At 69.6% G+C, this 17342-nt stretch carries 25 protein-coding genes; 13 read left to right on the top strand and 12 right to left on the bottom strand.

Translation table 11 applies throughout. The features are described from left to right. The first annotated feature begins 104 nt into the window (after nucleotides 1-104). The 12 genes from OIE13_RS05945 (at nucleotide 105) to OIE13_RS05890 (ending at nucleotide 11866) form a co-directional block, all read left to right on the top strand. Nucleotides 105-524, top strand: coding sequence for a hypothetical protein (locus OIE13_RS05945; RefSeq protein WP_326829679.1), 420 nt, complete (start codon nucleotides 105-107; stop codon nucleotides 522-524). Beyond that, nucleotides 521-4084, top strand: coding sequence for a hypothetical protein (locus tag OIE13_RS05940; protein WP_326829678.1), 3564 nt, complete (start codon nucleotides 521-523; stop codon nucleotides 4082-4084). Before OIE13_RS05945 ends, OIE13_RS05940 begins: the two co-directional genes overlap by 4 nt. Further along, nucleotides 4084-6690, top strand: coding sequence for a LamG-like jellyroll fold domain-containing protein (locus tag OIE13_RS05935; protein WP_326829677.1), 2607 nt, complete (start codon nucleotides 4084-4086; stop codon nucleotides 6688-6690). The genes OIE13_RS05940 and OIE13_RS05935 overlap by 1 nt, the downstream gene beginning before the upstream one ends. Further along, nucleotides 6684-7148 carry a hypothetical protein gene (locus OIE13_RS05930; RefSeq protein ID WP_326829676.1) on the top strand — a complete coding sequence of 155 codons (465 nt, stop codon included), beginning with the start codon at nucleotides 6684-6686 and terminating at the stop codon, nucleotides 7146-7148. The genes OIE13_RS05935 and OIE13_RS05930 overlap by 7 nt, the downstream gene beginning before the upstream one ends. Next, nucleotides 7145-7663 (top strand): hypothetical protein, encoded by a 519-nt coding sequence (locus tag OIE13_RS05925; protein WP_326829675.1) that lies wholly within the window; start codon nucleotides 7145-7147, stop codon nucleotides 7661-7663. Before OIE13_RS05930 ends, OIE13_RS05925 begins: the two co-directional genes overlap by 4 nt. Continuing rightward, nucleotides 7660-8070 (top strand): hypothetical protein, encoded by a 411-nt coding sequence (locus tag OIE13_RS05920; protein WP_326829674.1) that lies wholly within the window; start codon nucleotides 7660-7662, stop codon nucleotides 8068-8070. Before OIE13_RS05925 ends, OIE13_RS05920 begins: the two co-directional genes overlap by 4 nt. After that, nucleotides 8070-8390, top strand: coding sequence for a hypothetical protein (locus tag OIE13_RS05915; RefSeq protein ID WP_326829673.1), 321 nt, complete (start codon nucleotides 8070-8072; stop codon nucleotides 8388-8390). The genes OIE13_RS05920 and OIE13_RS05915 overlap by 1 nt, the downstream gene beginning before the upstream one ends. Beyond that, the gene (locus tag OIE13_RS05910) at nucleotides 8383-8880 is read left to right on the top strand and encodes a hypothetical protein (RefSeq protein ID WP_326829672.1); all 498 of its coding nucleotides are present in this window, start codon (nucleotides 8383-8385) and stop codon (nucleotides 8878-8880) included. The genes OIE13_RS05915 and OIE13_RS05910 overlap by 8 nt, the downstream gene beginning before the upstream one ends. Next, a complete protein-coding gene (locus tag OIE13_RS05905; protein ID WP_326829671.1) occupies nucleotides 8877-10397 on the top strand; it encodes a hypothetical protein in 1521 nt (506 codons plus the stop codon). Before OIE13_RS05910 ends, OIE13_RS05905 begins: the two co-directional genes overlap by 4 nt. A gap of 10 nt (nucleotides 10398-10407) precedes the next feature. Next, nucleotides 10408-11223, top strand: a complete 816-nt coding sequence (locus OIE13_RS05900; protein ID WP_326829670.1) for a peptidoglycan recognition protein family protein — start codon at nucleotides 10408-10410, stop codon at nucleotides 11221-11223. A 143-nt stretch (nucleotides 11224-11366) separates the two neighbouring features. Then, complete coding sequence (locus OIE13_RS05895) at nucleotides 11367-11585, top strand: hypothetical protein (protein ID WP_326829669.1); 219 nt, start codon at nucleotides 11367-11369, stop codon at nucleotides 11583-11585. Nucleotides 11586-11596: 11 nt separating this feature from the next. After that, a complete protein-coding gene (locus tag OIE13_RS05890) occupies nucleotides 11597-11866 on the top strand; it encodes a hypothetical protein (protein ID WP_326829668.1) in 270 nt (89 codons plus the stop codon). A gap of 112 nt (nucleotides 11867-11978) precedes the next feature. Here OIE13_RS05890 and OIE13_RS05885 read toward each other — a convergent pair whose 3' ends face one another. The 3 genes from OIE13_RS05885 to OIE13_RS05875 all read right to left on the bottom strand — a co-directional run bounded on the left by OIE13_RS05885 (nucleotide 11979) and on the right by OIE13_RS05875 (nucleotide 13265). After that, nucleotides 11979-12392, bottom strand: coding sequence for a hypothetical protein (locus tag OIE13_RS05885; RefSeq protein ID WP_326829667.1), 414 nt, complete (start codon nucleotides 12390-12392; stop codon nucleotides 11979-11981). After that, nucleotides 12389-12655, bottom strand: a complete 267-nt coding sequence (locus OIE13_RS05880; protein WP_326829666.1) for a hypothetical protein — start codon at nucleotides 12653-12655, stop codon at nucleotides 12389-12391. The genes OIE13_RS05885 and OIE13_RS05880 overlap by 4 nt, the downstream gene beginning before the upstream one ends. 139 nt (nucleotides 12656-12794) lie before the next feature. Continuing rightward, nucleotides 12795-13265, bottom strand: coding sequence for a hypothetical protein (locus tag OIE13_RS05875; RefSeq protein WP_326829665.1), 471 nt, complete (start codon nucleotides 13263-13265; stop codon nucleotides 12795-12797). Nucleotides 13266-13630: 365 nt separating this feature from the next. Between OIE13_RS05875 and OIE13_RS05870 the strand changes: the two genes are divergently transcribed. Then, entirely contained in the window at nucleotides 13631-13810 is a 180-nt protein-coding gene (locus tag OIE13_RS05870) for a hypothetical protein (RefSeq protein ID WP_326829664.1), read from the top strand. A 197-nt stretch (nucleotides 13811-14007) separates the two neighbouring features. On the opposite strand, the gene OIE13_RS05865 is transcribed toward OIE13_RS05870, so the two are convergent. The 9 genes from OIE13_RS05865 to OIE13_RS05825 all read right to left on the bottom strand — a co-directional run bounded on the left by OIE13_RS05865 (nucleotide 14008) and on the right by OIE13_RS05825 (nucleotide 17227). Then, nucleotides 14008-14637 carry a recombinase family protein gene (locus tag OIE13_RS05865; protein WP_326829663.1) on the bottom strand — a complete coding sequence of 210 codons (630 nt, stop codon included), beginning with the start codon at nucleotides 14635-14637 and terminating at the stop codon, nucleotides 14008-14010. A gap of 196 nt (nucleotides 14638-14833) precedes the next feature. After that, on the bottom strand, nucleotides 14834-14956 hold the full coding sequence (locus tag OIE13_RS05860) for a hypothetical protein (protein WP_326829662.1): 123 nt from the start codon (nucleotides 14954-14956) through the stop codon (nucleotides 14834-14836). A gap of 80 nt (nucleotides 14957-15036) precedes the next feature. Beyond that, complete coding sequence (locus OIE13_RS05855) at nucleotides 15037-15330, bottom strand: hypothetical protein (RefSeq protein WP_326829661.1); 294 nt, start codon at nucleotides 15328-15330, stop codon at nucleotides 15037-15039. Beyond that, nucleotides 15327-16007 carry an NUDIX domain-containing protein gene (locus OIE13_RS05850; RefSeq protein WP_326829660.1) on the bottom strand — a complete coding sequence of 227 codons (681 nt, stop codon included), beginning with the start codon at nucleotides 16005-16007 and terminating at the stop codon, nucleotides 15327-15329. The genes OIE13_RS05855 and OIE13_RS05850 overlap by 4 nt, the downstream gene beginning before the upstream one ends. Further along, nucleotides 16007-16264 (bottom strand): hypothetical protein, encoded by a 258-nt coding sequence (locus OIE13_RS05845; RefSeq protein ID WP_326829659.1) that lies wholly within the window; start codon nucleotides 16262-16264, stop codon nucleotides 16007-16009. The genes OIE13_RS05850 and OIE13_RS05845 overlap by 1 nt, the downstream gene beginning before the upstream one ends. A gap of 55 nt (nucleotides 16265-16319) precedes the next feature. Then, nucleotides 16320-16454: a hypothetical protein gene (locus OIE13_RS05840; protein WP_326829658.1), complete on the bottom strand. Its 135-nt coding sequence runs from the start codon at nucleotides 16452-16454 to the stop codon at nucleotides 16320-16322. 68 nt (nucleotides 16455-16522) lie between these two features. Beyond that, entirely contained in the window at nucleotides 16523-16702 is a 180-nt protein-coding gene (locus OIE13_RS05835) for a hypothetical protein (protein ID WP_326829657.1), read from the bottom strand. Between the two features lie 23 nt (nucleotides 16703-16725). Next, a complete protein-coding gene (locus OIE13_RS05830; RefSeq protein WP_326829656.1) occupies nucleotides 16726-16908 on the bottom strand; it encodes a hypothetical protein in 183 nt (60 codons plus the stop codon). Between the two features lie 79 nt (nucleotides 16909-16987). Next, complete coding sequence (locus OIE13_RS05825) at nucleotides 16988-17227, bottom strand: hypothetical protein (RefSeq protein WP_326646034.1); 240 nt, start codon at nucleotides 17225-17227, stop codon at nucleotides 16988-16990. Nucleotides 17228-17342: the final 115 nt, after the last annotated feature.

Genomic DNA, 17342 nt, shown 5'->3' with positions numbered 1-17342 from the left:
CGAGCGGTACGGCTGGACGCCCGCCCAAGTCGATGACCTCCCCGCCACGGTCGAGCCGTGGCTGCTGCCGATCGCGGGCGTGATGGATCAGATGAGGGGGGCTCGTGGGTGATGTCGACGTCAGCGCGCTGATCGCCTCCCTCCAGGGGCTGCAGCACCGCGCCTCGCCGGCCGCGCAGGCCGCCGTCGACGGCATGGCCGAGGCCGCCGAGACCGCGATGCGGGCCGCACTGAGCCGCGGCCCGGCCCCCAGCGCTCCCGGGTCGCCGCCCGCCCGCCGGTCAGGGGCGCTGCGCCGCAGTGTCGAGGCGCGACCCGCGTTCCAGACCGGGCCCGCCCGGTGGGAGGCGCGCACCTACTCGGGCATCGCCTACGCCCGTATCCACGAGGTCGGCGGCTGGACCGGCCGTAACCACGCCTCCTACCTGCCGCCCCGCCCGTACGTCGCGCCCACTGTGATCAGCATGCGCGGCGTGCTGGAGCGCATCGCCGCCGACACGTTCGCCCGGGAGGTGGGACTGTGACCGAGTTACCCCCCGCGGTCGCGCGGTTCGTCGCCGACGCCGATCCCTTCGAGCGGGGTGCCGGCCAAGCGGCCGAGGCGGCGAAGAAGTTCGACCGCGACGCCTCGAAGGCCGCCCTGTCCGCCCGGAAGATGGGTATCGCGGCGAAGGAGGCCGGGGAGAAGGCCGCGGTCGCCGGACGGGTTGCGGCCGAGGCGGCGGAGAAGGCCGCCAAGGGCATGCTGAAGGAGGGTGAGGCGGCCCGGCTCGCGGCTCGGGCAGTGCGCGAACTGGAGCGTGCTGAGATTGCTCAGGCCGCCGCCGCGCTCGCCGCCGCCACGGCGAGCGAGAAGGCCGCCCGCGCCCACAACCAGCAGTCCGCCAGTGCGACCAAGGCGACGAAGAGCGCGTCCTTGATGCGGGGCGAGCTCGTCACCCTGGTCGCCGTCGGAGCCGCCATCGCCCCCGCCTTCGTGGTCGCGGGCACCGCGGTCGCCGGGTTCGGCGCCCTTGCCGTGCCGACCATCAAGAAGGTCATCGAGTCGCAGACCAAGATGGCCGAGACGTGGGACAGCATGTCCGAAGCCCAGAAGGTCAGCTCGGTCTCCACGCGGATGCTCACCGAGCAGTACAAGGGGCTGGCGAAGGCCGTCGAGCCGGACGTGCTGAAGGTCTACAACAACGCGCTGGCCGTGACGTCGCGGATCATGCCGCGTCTGGTCCCGCTCACCCGGGCGACCAGCGGGGCGCTGGTGGACTTCGAGAACAAGATCGAGTCGGCGCTGAACTCGGACCGCGCGACCCAGTTCTTCCGCTTCGTCGAGGCGCAGGCCGCGCCCGCCATGGACCAGCTTGGCGACACGCTCGGCTCGACCGCGCACCTCGCTGTCTCGCTGACGGAGTCCTTGGCCCCGCTCGCCGGGGTCGGGCTGGGCGTGGTCGGCATGACCGCCCAGTTGCTGGCCAACCTCTCCGACCTGTCTCCGGAGCTGGCCCAGCTCGCCGTCTTGGGCGTTGGTCTGCGCGGTCCGCTCAGCAGCATGGGCGAGATGGCCGGCAAGGCAGGCGAGAAGTACCGGACGTACAGCGCTGGCGCGAAGGGCGCTTCGGCGGCCACGAAGCTGCTGAACCTCGCGACGGCGGCCGGACCGAACCTGTACATGGCCGCCGGGTTGGCCATCGCCTACTTCGGTCTAAAGGCGCTGAACGCCAAGAGCTCGACGGACAAGCTGGTGGAGTCCATCACCGTCGCCAACCGTGCGGTGGGCAACAACGTCGCCGGGTACGTGGCGGCGAACCGGGCGTTGGATCAGCAGATGGTTCCGGCTACGCAGCGTGCGGCCGACGCCCAGCAGCGCCTGATCTCCAACTCCTCGATCATGAACGTGCAGATGGCTCAGGGGGCGACGGCTGCTCAGGCGCTGACCGAGGAGTGGGTCAAGCAGGCCAAGAGCGACAACGACAAGAAGTTCGCCAACGTCCAGGCGGGGGCGGCGGCGCTGGGCAGGCAGTACGGCATCACCGCCAGCCAGGCGATCACCTTGGCGGACGCGGTCGGCGTCGACATGTCGAAGGGCATCACCGAGAACGGCACGGTCATCGCGTCCACGGCGGCGAAGTTCGACCGCTACCGCCAGGCCGTCGAGATGGCCCGCAACCCGACCGCGGTGGTGGCGCAGGCCTGGCGGGATGCTGGCAACGAGGCGCTCATGCTCAAGGACCAGGTCAACGCGGCGGCCAGCGCCATGGACGCCTTCTTCAACCCGGCACTCAACGTGCTGAGCGCCACGAACCAGATGCGCGACGCCCTGGCGTCCAGCAACCGGGTCCTCAACGACAGCAAGGCGACCGCGCTGGACAGGTCCAAGGCATTGGAGGCGCAGCTGGGGCCGATGGGCCGCTGGGTGAATGCTCAGGTCGCGGCGAAGCGGTCGGTGAGCCTGACCGACTCGGCGATCCGTCAGCAGTTGCCGTCGCTGGTCCGGCTCGCCTCGGGGAACCGTGCGGGGCAGGCAGCCCTGAGCGGGTTCGTGGCCAGCATGGGCGGTGTGATTTCCCGGACCCGGTCGGGCACGACCATCGTTGATCGGTTCGGCAACCGCGTGAAGGTCCTGCCGAACGGCAAGGTGACGGTGATCAAGGCGCAAGCTGGTCAGGCCAACAGCGCTCTGGACGGCGTCAGGGGGCGAATAAACAGCCTGCGAGACAGGGTCGTCCGCGTCACCGTGGCCTACTCCACCACCGGCCGCGCGATCATCAACGGCACACCGTCGGTGGGCGCGTTCGACCGGGGCGCGACCGGCGGCCTGGTCACCGGCTCCGGTATCCGGCGGGCCGAGGGCGGGCCGATCGACGGGCCCGGGACGGAGACTTCGGACTCCATCCCGGCGTTGCTGTCCAAGAACGAGTACGTCATCAACGCCAAGCAGACCCGCCGATACCTGCCGATCATTGAGGCGATCAACGCGGGCCGGTACGCCGACGGCGGGATGGTCGGGTACGCCTCGGGCGGCAAGGTCACCCGGGTCGGCGGGGTCGACGTATCCACCGCACAGTGGCGCAGCCTCGGCCTGCAGCTCGGCAAGGACTTCCTGAAGGCCATGACCGGCAGCACGGCCGAGATCGCCTCCATGGACCGGCGCCTGGAGAAGGCCGTCGCGAAGCTCTTCGGTGGCAAGCGCACCCAGCTGGACAACAAGCTGATCAAGTACTTGGACAAGGGGTCCGACCGGCTTCAGGACTTGTCCGAGCGGCGGGCGCTGGCCCAGGAAGGGCTGAAGGAGGGCAAGCAGTATGCGGCCACCCTGACCTCGAACGCGAAGAGCTTCGCCGGACTATCGGGCCTGGACGGCCCGACCAGTGGCGCGCAGATCCGCCAGGGCCTCACCATGAAGCTCTCGGACCTGACCCGCTTCACGTCCGTGATCAAGGCGCTCGGCAAGCGCGGCCTGTCCAAGTCGATCCTGCGACAGGTGCTCGACATGGGGCCCGAGCAGGGCCTGCAGTACGGCGAGATGCTACTGGCGGCCGACAAGACGACGTTCAACGACCTCAACAGCACACAGAAGGCCATCGACCGCGCCTCGGCGTCCCTGGGCTACAACGGCGCGGACATCCTCTACGACGCGGGCAAGAACGCCGGGAAGGGCTTCCTTACCGGGCTAAACGCCGAACTCAAGAGTCTCGACAAGACCATGGATGCCCTGGCCGCCCGGATGGCCAAGGGGATCAAGAAGTCCCTGAAGATCAAGAGCCCGAGCCAGTTGCCCGCCCTCCGCAACGCGGGCGCCATGACCGTCGCCGGTGTCGCGGCGGGCATGGACGGCGGCCTCCCCGCTCTCGATGGCGCCTCGCAGCGCCTGGCCGCTCGCCTCGGCCGCCGGGCCAGGGTGCCCGGCGCGGTCACACGCGCCCCGAGCGTGCCCCTCGCGGCCCGAGGCGGCGCTGTGCAGCAGGTCATCCACGTGACTGTCCAGGGCTCGGTGTGGGCCGAGCGAGACCTGTACGGGGTCATCCAGCGGCAGGCGCTGCAGCACGACAGGCGCAACGCCACCAACGGCCTGTCCCTGGCAGGCCGTTGATGGCACTCGTCAACCAGTGGACCGACAGCTACGCGCTCGCCGCCGGATTCGTGATTCCCGATCCCACGATCTCCACCCGGCAAGTCGCGGTCGCCAACACGGCAGGCAACTGGCTGGTCTGCACCGCCAGCTGGCACACCGGCGCCGGCGCCCAGACCATCCCCACGGTGAGCGTCGGCGATGACGTCCACAACTACTGGGTGCCGCTGGCCAGGGTCAGTGGCGCCGGTGGCGGAGTGGCGATCTGGGTGGCGCCGAATGCCCGCGCGGCCAGCAGGGTCTACATCGCGCCGACCGACTACGTCACCGGTCTGAGTATCTCCGTGATGGAGCACAACGGCCTCGGCAACTACCTGCAGGTCGGCGACCGCAAGACCGCCACGGCCACGGGCACCAGCGCCAACCTGACCCTGCTCGCTCCGCCGTCGCAGGCACTCGCCATTGTGGCCGGCGGCTCGGACAACGCCACCGCGACCCTCACCAGCGCGACCGCCGGATGGACGTCCGGCACGGCGGTGTCCGGGACGAACGGTGTAGACCTCACCTCGGACACGAGGTTGCTGCCCCGCTACCAGACCACCACGGGCAGCGTCAGCGTCACCTACACCACCTCGACGAGCACGAACATCGTCGCGGTGGGCGTGACCGTGCTCACCGCCGCGGCGGCACCTGCTCAGCCGAACCCGCACTGGCCGCGAGTGGTCTTCGAGGTCGGGTTCGGATCCGGATCTGGTACGCCGCGCGACCAGATCACCTGGACCGCCCCCACCAAGCGGCTGCTGGCCTTCAGCACCAGCCGAGGGCGGCAGTACGAGCTGAGCCAGCTGCAGGCCGGGGAGACGAACCTCCAGCTGCGTAACAACGACGCCGCCCTGAACCCGGCCAACACCGGCTCGCCGTACTACCCGAATATCACGGACATGACCCCGGCCCGGGTGACCGCGACCTGGCAGGGGCGCACCTACGGCGTGTGGCATCACTTGGTCGAGCGCTGGCCGCAGTCCTGGAAGGACGCGCACTGGGGCGAGGTCAACGCGACCGCGGTCGGCCCCTGGGCGGCGCTGACAACGGAGCTGCCGAACATCGCGTCCGGCGAGATCCTGCTGGACGCCCCGTACGGCTACTGGCCCATGTCGGATCCGGATGAGGCCACGGTGGGGTCGAACATCGCGCCGAACAACGCTGAGCCGTTCAGGCAGGTCGTGTCCAAGTACGGGCCCGGCGCAGCGAAGGCGCGGTTCGGCGTGGACTCCGGACTGCTCATCGGCTCGCCGAATCTGACCGCGTGGGAGCAACGCGGCCTGACCAGCCTGCAGATCACCAACGGCATCAGCCTGCAATGCGGACCGGGCCCGGCCTTTCCGCCGGTCGCGCCCGGCTGGACGGTCGAGTTCTGGGCCCGCCTCGACCCCTCGGCCTCTCAGCCCGCCAGCAACTTGACCTTGTTCAGCGTGAAAAACGGTAACGGGACGCTCATGTCCATCTACGTGGACCAAGCCTCACAGTGCGCCACGATCTCCGACTACGACCCGATCACCCATGCCCGTACCAACACCATCAGCGCCGTGCCGGTCCTGACCGGGACATTCACTCACTTCTGCCTGACCTTCAACACGACCGGCTGGCAGCTGTACGTCAACGCCCAGCTCGCGATCTCCCGGGTGACGTCTCTGGACACCTTCGTCACCTGGCTGACGGCCTGCGGAGCGGCGGACGAAACCTTCCACGGTCGCATGATCAACGGCTCGTTCGCGCACTTCGCCGTCTTCGGCCGCAAGCTCCCGTATGGCCGGATCGTCGCCCACTACTGGTCCGCGTGGGGCGGCAATGAGAACGACAGCGCTGACCAGCGGATCAACAAGCTGTTGGCGATCGGCGGGTCGGGCATCGCCCGGTCGATCTCCTACACCGCGGACTCGACGATGGTCCCCGCGTCCGGCATCGAGGGCCAGGACGTCGCGACGAGCGTCGAGGAGGTCGCCGCCTCGGACGGCGGCGGGCTGTATGAGGACGGCCTGGGCTACATCTGCTTCACGAGCAAGCCCGACCGCTACAACAGGTCGCCGCAGTACATCCTGGGCGACCGGCCCGACCTCGGTGAGATCCCCTACCTCGGGGACATCGTGTTCGACCGTGACCCTGCCCAGGTCTCCAACTCGATCACCGTGACCCAGGCGCACTACGGGAGGAAGGTCTCCGTATCCGACTCGGCGAGCATCACCCAGCGTGGAGTGCGCACGCGGGACGCGACCACCCACGTGGCCAACCCGCTCGCGGTCGCCGATCATGCGAACTACCTGCTCCTGCGGTACAAGCAGCCCGAGCTCCGGATCTCCCAGATCACTCTCGACCCGGCCAGCAACCCGGCCATCTGGCCGACGGCGCTCGGGATCGAGTGCGGCGACGTCGTCACCGTCAACCGGCGCCCGATCGGCGGAGTGCTCCTGACCGGCCGGTTCGAGGTCCTCGGGGTGAGCCACCGGGTCGACTTCGCTGCAGGCGAGTGGAAGACGACGCTGAACCTCGCGCCGGCGGACCCGTTCTTCTTTCGATTGGACGACGCCACTTACGGCGTCCTGGACGGACCGGGAGTCCTTGGATGGTGACCAGGCCGACGCCCGCGCGGCGAAGTGTGATCCAGTGTGCTGACGAGATGTTCGGGGTCTCCTCGCTGGAGGAGTATCTGGACTACCTGGATGCGAACCGCGACCGGCTCGGGGTGCCGTTCGTGCCCCGCCCGGAGGGTGATGCTCCGGAGTCGGGGACTGCATGGGCGCGGGTGGACAACGCCAGGTGGATCGCGGACTGCCCGTGGCGGTGCGGCGCCTCCCATGCGCTGCCCCGGACCGAGACGCGGTTCTGGTGTACGGCCTGCGCGAACGGAGGCTCGGGGAAGACCTGCCTCCTCTCGTGGCCAGACGCCCGACAGCGCATCGAGACCAACATGAGCACCCTTCCCAGCACGCTCGCCTCCTGGCCCTGCTCCGCGGACATCCCGCTGTACGAGGCCGGGCAGCACGCGGCGATGTGCGAGCCGTGCCGCACGATCGGAGCCCTCCAATGATCGTGCCCTCCCCGCGGACCTGGGTCGTCGGCGAAATTCTGACCGCGGCGAAGCTCAACACCGACATCCGGGACGCCATCAACTTCCTGCTCAGCCCGCCGCTGTTCGAGCTCAACCACTCCAGCGGCATCAGCCCGGCCACCAGCACCCAGGCCGTGATGCCGTTCGACACCGAGACAATCGACCGCGACAACGGGCACAGCACCGTCACGAACAGTTCCCGCTACACCAGCCAGACCGCGGGCTACTACATGATCAGCGGCGCGGTCGGCTTCGTGTCCAACGCGACCGGCAAGCGCGAGATGACGATCCTGGTCAACGGCACCACCGAGACCTACCCCTGCTCCATCCCTGGCACCGCCAGCGGGTTCGGCGGCATGATCGTGGCCGGCCGCGTCTACCTCGCGGTCGCGGACTACGTCGAGCTGTACATCTGGCAAAACAGCGGCGGTGCGCTGGCCACGAACACGACCAAGGGCGGGCCCAGATTCGGCGGCCACTGGATCTCGAAGTGATCCGCAGGCTCCGGGCGCTGGACGAGCTGATCGGTTACCGCGGCAGCGTGCTGGTCTTCCTGGCCTTCTGGAGCGGCGGACAGTCGGCCCGCCTGGCGTGGCCAGACCCCGCCGCCCTGGGAACGTCCACGTACGTCTACCTCGCGTCGATCGCGCCGCTCTGGGTCCTGGCAGTGCCGTGGGCCATCTGCGCCATCTTGTGCGCCGTCCAGGCGCTCACGGTGGCCGACTGGCTGGCCTTCGCGGTCACCGCCGGTGTGCTGGTCGCCTGGGCCGTGATCTACCTGGTCGGCGGCATCCGGGGCGCGATCCCGCAGGCCTACTGGGCGTGCATCGTGCAGGTCGCCGTCGCGGGACTGGTCTTGCGGCTGTCTCGCTGGCCGGATCCGCCCCACCGGGAGCAGTGATGGACCCGGCCGTCATCGTGTCCGTGATCGGCGGCGCGTTCAGCATCGCCAGCACCATTTATGTCGGACGCCAGGCCCGCCAAGCCAGCCGGGACAAGGCCGAGCAGGCGGCCCGCGAGGCTCGGCTCGCCGCCGAGGACGGCGCCTACCAGCGTGCGAGCGCCTTCGACGTCTCCACTCAGACCCGCATGCAGGGCGAGATCAACCGGCTGCAACGCCAGGTCGCCTACTTGCAGAAGCAGGTCGCCCAGCTCACCCGGCAGGTCACCCAGGCCGGGCTCGAACCCGTCATGGTTCCCGAGGAGGATCCCCTTGCCTGACTTCGTGTGCTCGCTGATCACCGAGCAGGGTGTGAAGCAGACCATCCCGCCCGGCGACACCTACACCCTCGTACGGTTCCCCTTCGGGGTCGAGTCCGCGGACCAGCACGACATGCACCCGGAGGTGCAGCCGGACACCAGCCAGACCGTCACCTACTCCAGCCCGCGCTCAGGCCTGATCTGGCCGAAGCACTCCGCGTGGGCTCAGGTGTATGCGCTGATGTACTGGGATCCGGGCGACTACACCGAGGTCCGCGACCGCATCGTGCGCGACCCGCTCGGGCTGAACAGCGCCCCGGACAGCACCTGTACTGAAGACCACCCGGCCACGCCCGGCGGGCAGTACCGGGCGAAGTCCTGGGCGATTTTCGTCCACCCCGGGATTCCGCTGGGACTGATGGTCCGCCACAACGCGTCAGGCCCGGTGAAACTGGCCTTCGCCGAGTTCAAGCTGGCCTACCACCGCGACCCGACGCCGGTGCTGCCGTGACGACTGTCACCGGCACCATGACCACGGCGGGCGGCGGCTACCTGCGCAGCGCGTCGGTGGTGGCGACCCTCGTGGACCTCGCCGGACGGCCAGTGGCAGGGTTCGCCACGGATGACCGCGAGGTCCTCGGCATGGTCACCGCCCCCGTCGCGGTCGGCGGGGCGTGGTCCCTGGAGCTGATCCCCAGCGCGGACATCGTCAGCCCGCGCGGCGACACGCTCTACCTCATCCAGGAGCGCGTCCATCAGGGCGTATCGGCCAGCTACCACGTCAGCGTCCCAGCCTCTGGCTCGCACTGGGTAGGCGACCTGCGGGTGACGCTGCCGGGGTCCGCGGCCGAGGAACTGGTGGGCTACCTGCCGCTGTCCGGCGGCACGATGACGGGTCCGTTGGTCCTGGAGGACGGCTCCCCTGCGGCGAGTGAGCAGTACGTGGCCGACAACGGCGGCGGAGGCGGTGGGGGGACGCCGTCGAACACGGTGGTGTCCGCGACCAGCTACGGCCAGTCGTCGGCGGCCGGCTCCGCGTCGGCCTACTCCCGGGGCGACCACGCGCACGGCACTCCGGCGCTGCCGACGCCCGGGGCGATCGGCGCGGCCACCTCGGGGCACACCCACACGGGCGTCTACGACCCGGCCGGTACGGCGGCCTCGGCGGTCGCGGCCCACGAGGCGGACACGACGGGCGTCCACGGGATCGCGGACACCTCCGCCCTGGAGACCTCGAGCGGCGCCGCGGCGAAGGTCTCCGCGCACGCTGGTGCGGCGGATCCGCACGGAGACCGCTCTTACACCGACACGGCCGTCGCCTCCCGGCAGCTCCGCTCCGTCCTGACGACGAAGGGCGACCTGTACGTCGCCACTGGGGCCGGGGCGGTCGCCCGGGTCGGCGTCGGGACGGACGACCAGGTCCTCACCGTGGACTCCGGGCAGGCGGCCGGGGTGCGGTGGGCGGATCCGCCAGCCGGGGGCGCCTCGGACAGTCCGGCCTTCCCGCTGAGCGGCTATGGCCTGCTGGCGGCATCCGGCGATCCGTCCGGGTTCCTCGCCAACTCCAACGCGACCAACAACTCGATCTTCATGGCGAGGGTCTGGATCCCGGCCGGGGTGGTGGTGACGTCCCTGTGGGCTGCGGTCCGCACGGGCGGCTCGTACTCCGCGACGGGCACCCCCAACCAGCTTGGTCTGTACACCGACGCCGGGGTGCAGGTAGCCATCACCCCGGACGACCCGACACTCTGGTCGGCGTCCGGCTGGCGCGGCGGTGCGCTGCCTGCTCCGGTGCCCGCGGAGTCTGCCGGCCGGTGGACGTACATCGGACTGATCGTCGGCGGCTACACGGTGGGCCTGCCGTACCCGACCGGGGTCGACGACGCGCACGCCTCGTGGTTCTCCGGCGGGGTCGGGGCAACGCCGCGGCGGGCGATGTACGCCAGCGGCAGCAGCCTGCCCGCCAGCTTCAACCCGTCCAGCTACGGGACGCCGACCACCTACCTGTCTCTCGTGGGCGTCTCCTGAGAGGAGCACCATGCCCTACCTCACCCAGCTCGCCGACGTCGCCCGTCGGACCGGCTATCCCGTCACCGAGGTACCCGGGTGGAAGACCCGCGGCCACGGCCCTCAGCCCGAGGTGTATGGCGTCGTCTGCCATCACACCGCGGGATGGGGCGACATGCACGTGGTGCGCGACGGCCGCCCCGGACTGGAGGGTCCGCTGTCGCAGATCTGGCTCCGCCGTGATGGCCGGATCTTCGTGGTGGCGGCGGGCCGGTGCTGGCACAACGCGCCCTCGACCTCCCTGGGCCATACGAACAGCAACTCGATCGGCATCGAGGCGGAAAACGACGGCCGCACTCCGTGGCCACCCGCGCAGCTGGAGTCCTGGTGGCGGCTGTGCGCCGAGCTGTGCAAGGAGTTCCAGATCCCGGTGAGTGCGGTACGCGGCCACAAGGAGGTCAACCGCAGCAAGCCTGACCCGCACACCCTTCACATGGACGACTTCCGGGCCATCGTGGCTCGGCTCATCGCAGGAGAGGACGACGACGTGAGCGCCAAGGAGATGTGGCAGCACGAGCTGCCGGTGCCGTTCGGCAGCAAGGAGAACCCGGAGTGGCAGGCCGGGAACATCCTGGTCAACACCGCGAAGTGGGCGAAGGACGTCCGCGAGACGATCGCCACGCTCGGCGCGAAGCTCGACGGTCAGACGGTCGCCATCAAGGCCCTGGCCGAGGCTCTGGCGGCCCGCGACGACGAGATCGACGTGGAGGCCCTGGTGGCGCGGATCGAGGCGGCCATCGAGGGGATCACCGTCCGCCTGGAGGTCAGCAGCCCCGCCGCGCCGTGATCGAGGGCGCGCTCCTCGCCTACCTGGTTGCTGTCGCCCGGCGCGACGAGGGGCCCGATTTCATACCGGTGAATATGCCACCACCACTGACCAGCACTTTCGTGTCAGCGGTTCCTCTTTTCCAACCTCAAATGAGGAGATCTATGAACACCGAAGGACGACACCCGGGCGTCGCGCAGATCGCTCGCTACTTCGACTTCGAGCACCTGCCTCCGCATCTGCAGGCGATCAGCCAGCCGTGTCACGACCTCGCGGCCGAGATGATCGAGCAGGTCCCTGACGGGCCGGAGCTGACGGCAGGGCTGCGGAAGCTGCTGGAGGCGAAGGACTGCTTCGTCCGCGCCGCACTGCCCCAGGAATGAAGGAGATCACCATGCGTGACTTCGTGACCCGTCAGCCCATCGTGATCCGAGTGATCATCGCCATTGCGATCGTTGCCATCCTGCGCATCACCGCCCTGCTCGGCTGGATCCCGGCCAACTGGGTAATCGCCGAGGACGCCGTCCAGGACTGGATCGACTACGCCATCGGCCTGGGTGCGTTCTGGTCGGCGCGGCGGGCAGTGACCCCGGTGGCCGACCCGCGCGACGACCAGGGCCGCGCGCTCGTACCGGCCAGCCCCCGGCCGTACCCGATGGGCTGATCATGCTCTTATAGAAACGGGCCCCGAAGTGAGGGCCAGACGCGCGAACGCCCCCGCTCCTCTTCGTGAGGGCGGGGGCGCTTCTGCGTTCGGCGCGGTGGTGACTTGTGGATCACCCGGCTGCGTTCGGCGGTCGCCCTGGCCTGCCGGGGTTGTCCCGCCGCGCGTCCAAGGCGTGCCGCCTGAAGTGGGGTACGCCGCACACCTCCACGACGGTGAGCCGCTCTTCCTTCTGGTAGCGGCGCACCGTGCCGTAGTCCACCCCGAGATAGGCGGCGGCTTCCGGCCCGTCCAGCAGATCGTCAGGGTGCGGGTGCATCCTCGCGGGCCGCGTCGGCAGCTCCCGCCCGGCCCGGTATGCCTCCCACTGCGCCGCGTCGTACAGCAGCTTCCGTGAGCCCGGGTTGAACGGCGCCGGTGCGCCTTCCTGTGTGGCGATCCGCTTGTTGCGGAACGTCTGGTAGGCCATGCCCATGATGTCCGCGGCGCCGGCCGCGTCGACTGGTCGGCCGTCCGCGGGGATCATGCTGGTCCCTGGTCGTCGTCGGGCTGGGCCTGGCTGATCGGCTCGTATGGCCGCGTCGTGTCGGGCGTGAGGGACATCCACCCGACCTCCCGCCCGGCGGTGTCCACGATGGTCCATCGAAGGGTCATCTCGTTGACCCCCTCAGCGTTTGCGGCGGCCTGCTCGGTGGCCTGCCTGCAGATCTCTTCCAGCCGCTCCTCGGCCGCCTCGAAGGTTGGTCGCTCGTCGAGCACGTTGCCGCGCTCGTCTCGGATCTGGAACATCAGGTGACTCCTCTCGTCTCCTGGTCAGGGTGCTTGCCGTGTGTTGGTCGCCGCCGACCCGAATCGCGTTCTGTGGGTAACCCGGATGAGGAAGGGCGGCCCTATGAAGAAGGGGCGGGCCGTGTGGCCCGCCCCTTTCTCACTTCCTGTCGGCCAGGACTCCCGGCCAGACTTCCCGCTGGCCGAGGTCGTAGGCGCTGGCCCAGGTGACCAGCTGCCGGTCGTAGGCGTCGCGATCATCCATGATGATCGTCAGCCCGCCGACCCGGACCCGAAGCTCTCCGCAACCCGAGGGGCTGTGGTTGTGAGCCTTACCCTGGACCTGCCGTCCCGGCTGCCAGCCGGTGATGGCGACCGAGGCGTAAAGCCGGGTGACCGGGGAGACCTCGTAAGCCGGGGCCGTGAGGCCGTTGAAGACGTTGTGCGCGATGCGCGTCGCCTCCATCCAGGCCTTCCAGATGCACCAGATCGCTTGCGGGTCGGTGACCGTGATCACCAGCCCCGGGATCATGACCCGGATCGAGCCCAGCAGGGCCTCGACGTGGGTCTCGTGGTCACCGGCGAGCCGGTTGGCCACGAGGGTGCTGTGATGGGCGGTGGTGCTTCCCATCTGGGCTCCTTCCTCTGTTGAGTTATCGAGCGGCTGTCGTTCCGGGGCTTCGACCCCCCTTCCCGACACTCATCAATCTACAACACTTCAGTACCGAGGGGAAGGGTTTCCGGGAAGAAAGTACGCTGACCTTGGCTCCTACCTCATCGAGCGGCAGGACCACGGCGCCGGCGGCGCTTCGACCGGCGCAAGCCGTACACCGCCGGCGCCCAATCACACCGGTCGCCCCCGCACCGGGAGCCGACGCCGTACGCTGGCCCGGCACGGCCCCTCCCCTGGGGATGCTGCAGCTGATCCATGAAGAAGCCCGTCGCTCTCCTCCGGAGCGGCGGGCTTCTTCGCGTGCGGCGGTGCATGCTGGGTGGATGGAGACTGACGTCCGCCTGATGGGCGGCCCCCTCGACGGCATGACCCTGCCCAAGCAGCAGCTCGGCGATGACCCCGGCGCCTACATGATCGTGCCCGGCGAGATGCACCGCGCGATCTACGAGCCGACCCCCGGCGAGGATCCCACCCTCTGGCGGTACCAGGGCGACATCGGCTGACGAGAATCCGCAGCTCAGGATCATTTTCGGCACTTCCCGAAAATGATCCAGATGTCGCAGGTCAGCAAGGTTACGCAGGCCGGTAACCTCGGCGACCAGGCCAATCATCACTTCGCCAGATGGCGAAGTGACACGCGAAGAGACCCCCGCCCGAGCTGGGCGGGGGTCTCTTCATGTGCGGCTACCGGTCGGGCAGGTCAGTCTCCGCAGCTAGCAGAACTCGCAGTCTTGAGCTCCGGCACGTATTTGTAGAGCGTCGCCCGACTCACACCGAGGATCTTCGCGATGCTCGACACCGTGGCGGTCGGATTCGTCAGCAGGTGCCGGGCGGTCTCGACCATCTCCGGCGTCATCGCGGGCGGCCGGCCAAGGCGCTGCCCTCGGGCGCGGGCTGCGGCCAGGCCCTCGTGAGTGCCCTCGACGATGAGTTCGCGGATGAACTCGGCCAAGGCGGCGAAGAAGTGGAACATGAGCCGTCCGGCCGGAGTGGTGGTGTCGAGGCTCTCATGCAGGGAGCGGAACCCGATCTCGCGGCGGCGCAACTCGGCGACGATCGTGATGAGGTCGTGCAGGGAGCGGGCGAGCCGGTCGAGGCTGAGGACGACCAAGGTGTCGCCGGCGCGCAGGTAGTCGAGGCACGCGGCCAGCTCGGGCCGCTCGGTGTTCTTGCCGCTCAGCTTGTCGGCGAAGACGCGGATGCATCCGGCGTCGGTGAGGGCGGTGTGCTGGCGGTCGAGGTTCTGGTCGCGGGTGGAGACGCGGCCGTACCCGACGAGCGTCCCGGTGCGGGCGCGGGTGGCGGGGAGAAGATCGTCGGTGGTGGTCATCGTGCCCCCGTGTATAGGAATGGGTGGTGGGGGGATTGTTGAACAGCAAGATTTCTCAACACGTTTCTCGACAGTCAGGGGGGTCGGATCGGCTCCCCCAACTCCCCGAAAGAGATCTTGTTAAGAGACGGTCGATTTACAACACGGCCAGGGAAAGAGCGGCCCCAGCACCGCAAGGGCGCCAGGGCCGCAGGGATCACTTGCCGGTCTTCTTCGCGTTCTTCGGGTCGGAGGGGCAAGCCCCGGCGTGGTAGAACGCCCGGCGGAACGTTCCGCCGCAGTGGGGGCAGTGGACGGTGTCCTCGTTGGTGGCGGTCATGACGTGTCCTTCCTCGCGATAGTGGAGCGGCGCTCCGGGCACGTGGCCGACCATCGGCCGACCGCGCACCCCCAGCTCCGCTACGACAGCCGCCAGGCAAGCACGGCCACCAGGAGCAGTGCCGCACCTACGGCGGTCACCGCACCCGACGCTGTGCGAGCCTCGCCGCGCCAGACGCTCACCGCGTAGTCCAGCGCCGCGACCGCGGTGGCGATGGGGATGACCCAGGTCGGCGGCCCCCAGGTGCCCAGCAGATGGGCGAAGAACGGCCTGTTGAACAGGACCAGGGCGCCGAGCAGCAGCGCGAACACCGCGAGCACCCGCTGCGGGTCGGCCTGGGCGACGTCCTGGCGGGCGCTCTCTCGGAGGGTCATCGCTCCCCCGCCCCGGGCGTCTCGTCGCCGAGTAGCTCGGCCAGCATCCCCTGGTGCGCGGCGAACACCCGCCCGCCGTAGGTCGCCTCCAGGTGAGCCACCAGGACGGGGTAAGTGTCGGCCCGCACCCACTCGGTCCGCATGGCGTCGTCGGCCCCCGCCACGGCGGGCAGCTCGGCGACGTCGCCCAGGTCGCCCAGGTCGGCCACGGCGGGCCAGGTCACCATCCACGCCTCGTCCGTCGCCCTGGGGTCCGGCACGATTCGGACGGGGAGCACCTGCCAGGACGCGCCCGGCAAGGTCAGGCCGGTCTCCTCGGCCAGCTCCCGGACGGCGGCCGTCAGCGGGTCCTCTCCGGGGTCCAGGCACCCGCCCGGAATGGCCCACCCGTGGTCGTCGTCGCGCTCGACCATCAGCGCCCACCGGCCGCCGGCGGTGCGGGCGAAGACGATGGCGTCGGCGGCCTGCCGCTCGCCCCAGTGGCCCAGCTCGCCCCGGCCGTACCGGATGCCGGTCGGCGCACCGGGGCTGACCGGGCGGCCGTCGACGACCTGGAAGGGGATCGCAGCATCCCGCTGGCGGGCGGCCCAGTCGATCCTGGTCGGGTCCTCCTGCGGGTCCGCCCATCCCTCCTCGACGCCCCGGGTGAGCACGTCGGGATGCGTGTACGTGGTCATCAGGTCCACCACTTCCGCGTCGTCTCGGCGTTGAACCGGCAGTCCCGCGCGTTGGCCTCCGCGACCCGGCGGTTACCGTCGTGCTCCCGGATCATGTACCTGTCGGCGGCGGGGTCGGTGCTCTTGCCGGACCTCAGGAGCTCCGTGTGCTTCGCGATCTTTCGGGCTTCCTCGCGAGCTTCTTTGCTGTACGTTTCGGCCTTCTTCTCCCACTTCTCCGCTTCGGCGGCCTTCTTCTTGCTGCTGAACAGGCCCATCGTGGGCTCCTCTCGGTGGGGGGTGGCCCCGACTGGACAGCCGGGGCCGGGGTGGTCAGTCCTCGTCGACGTCTTCGGCCCAGATGGTCGGCTTCTTCTTGTACGGCTTCTTCGGGGTGGTCACGCGGATGATCCCGGCGATCAGGTCCTTCCGTGTCTGGTCGAGCGGCTTCGGCTCGTCCTTCGCCATGTCGATCTCCTCTCCTGGAGCTGGCTGCTCCGGACACGCGCCCGGCTGGCCGGGCGCGATCCGCAACGTCAGCTCTTCGGCGCCTTGCGGACGGTCAGCTCGACCCCCGCCGCCTTGGCGGCCTTCTGACGGGCCTTCAGGTCCTTGCGGCCGTGGACGAGGATGGGGCCGCCGGTGATGCGCTCGGTCGGCGTCCGGGGGCCGGTGTCGGGCGTGTCGACGAGGTACTTCTTCTTGCTGCCGAACATGTTGATCTCCTTCTCGGTGGGGGCTACTTCTTGTGGGTGTGCCGGGTGACGATGTCCCGCTCATCGGCGAGGTACTGCTGGCGCAGCCGCTCGTGCCGGGCGTCGGCGGTCTCCTTCAACCTGGCGAGCTCCTCGCGCGCCTCCGGGTCCTTGCGGTACAGGCGCCGGGCGGCGCGCTCCTGCTTGTCCTGGGCGAACAGCCCCATAGCGGTCTCCTCTCGGTGTGGAGCAGCTGCTCCGGGATCGCGCCCGACCATGGTCGGGCGCTCACCCGCAACCTCCACGTCAGCCGAACCACCGGCGTAGACCCTTGGGCGCGGCACCCGCACGCTGCAGGGCTTCCTCTTTCAGCCGGGCCGCTTGGCGCTTACCGACCCGCTGCTCCAGGGCGGCGGCGGCCTTGGCCTTGTCGGCGCGGCTGACGCCGAGGCCGTTCGCCGCGGTCGCGAGACCACCGAGGTCGCTGGAGTGCTTCGCGGCGCCCTTGGCGGCGGCGAGCTGGGCGGGGGTCATCTTGCTGGGCATGTCGAGTCCTCTCGATGGAGTGGTGGAGCGGCTGCTCCGGGCGCCCGTCCCGTCGCATGCGGGAGAGCACCCGCGGCCCCCGCTCGCGGGGGTGAAAGGTGAGACCAGCGGACCT

Origin of the sequence: Streptosporangium sp. NBC_01810 (assembly GCF_035917355.1) — a bacterium.
Taxonomy (GTDB): domain Bacteria; phylum Actinomycetota; class Actinomycetes; order Streptosporangiales; family Streptosporangiaceae; genus Streptosporangium.
This window is presented reverse-complemented; position numbering and strand designations above follow the sequence as displayed.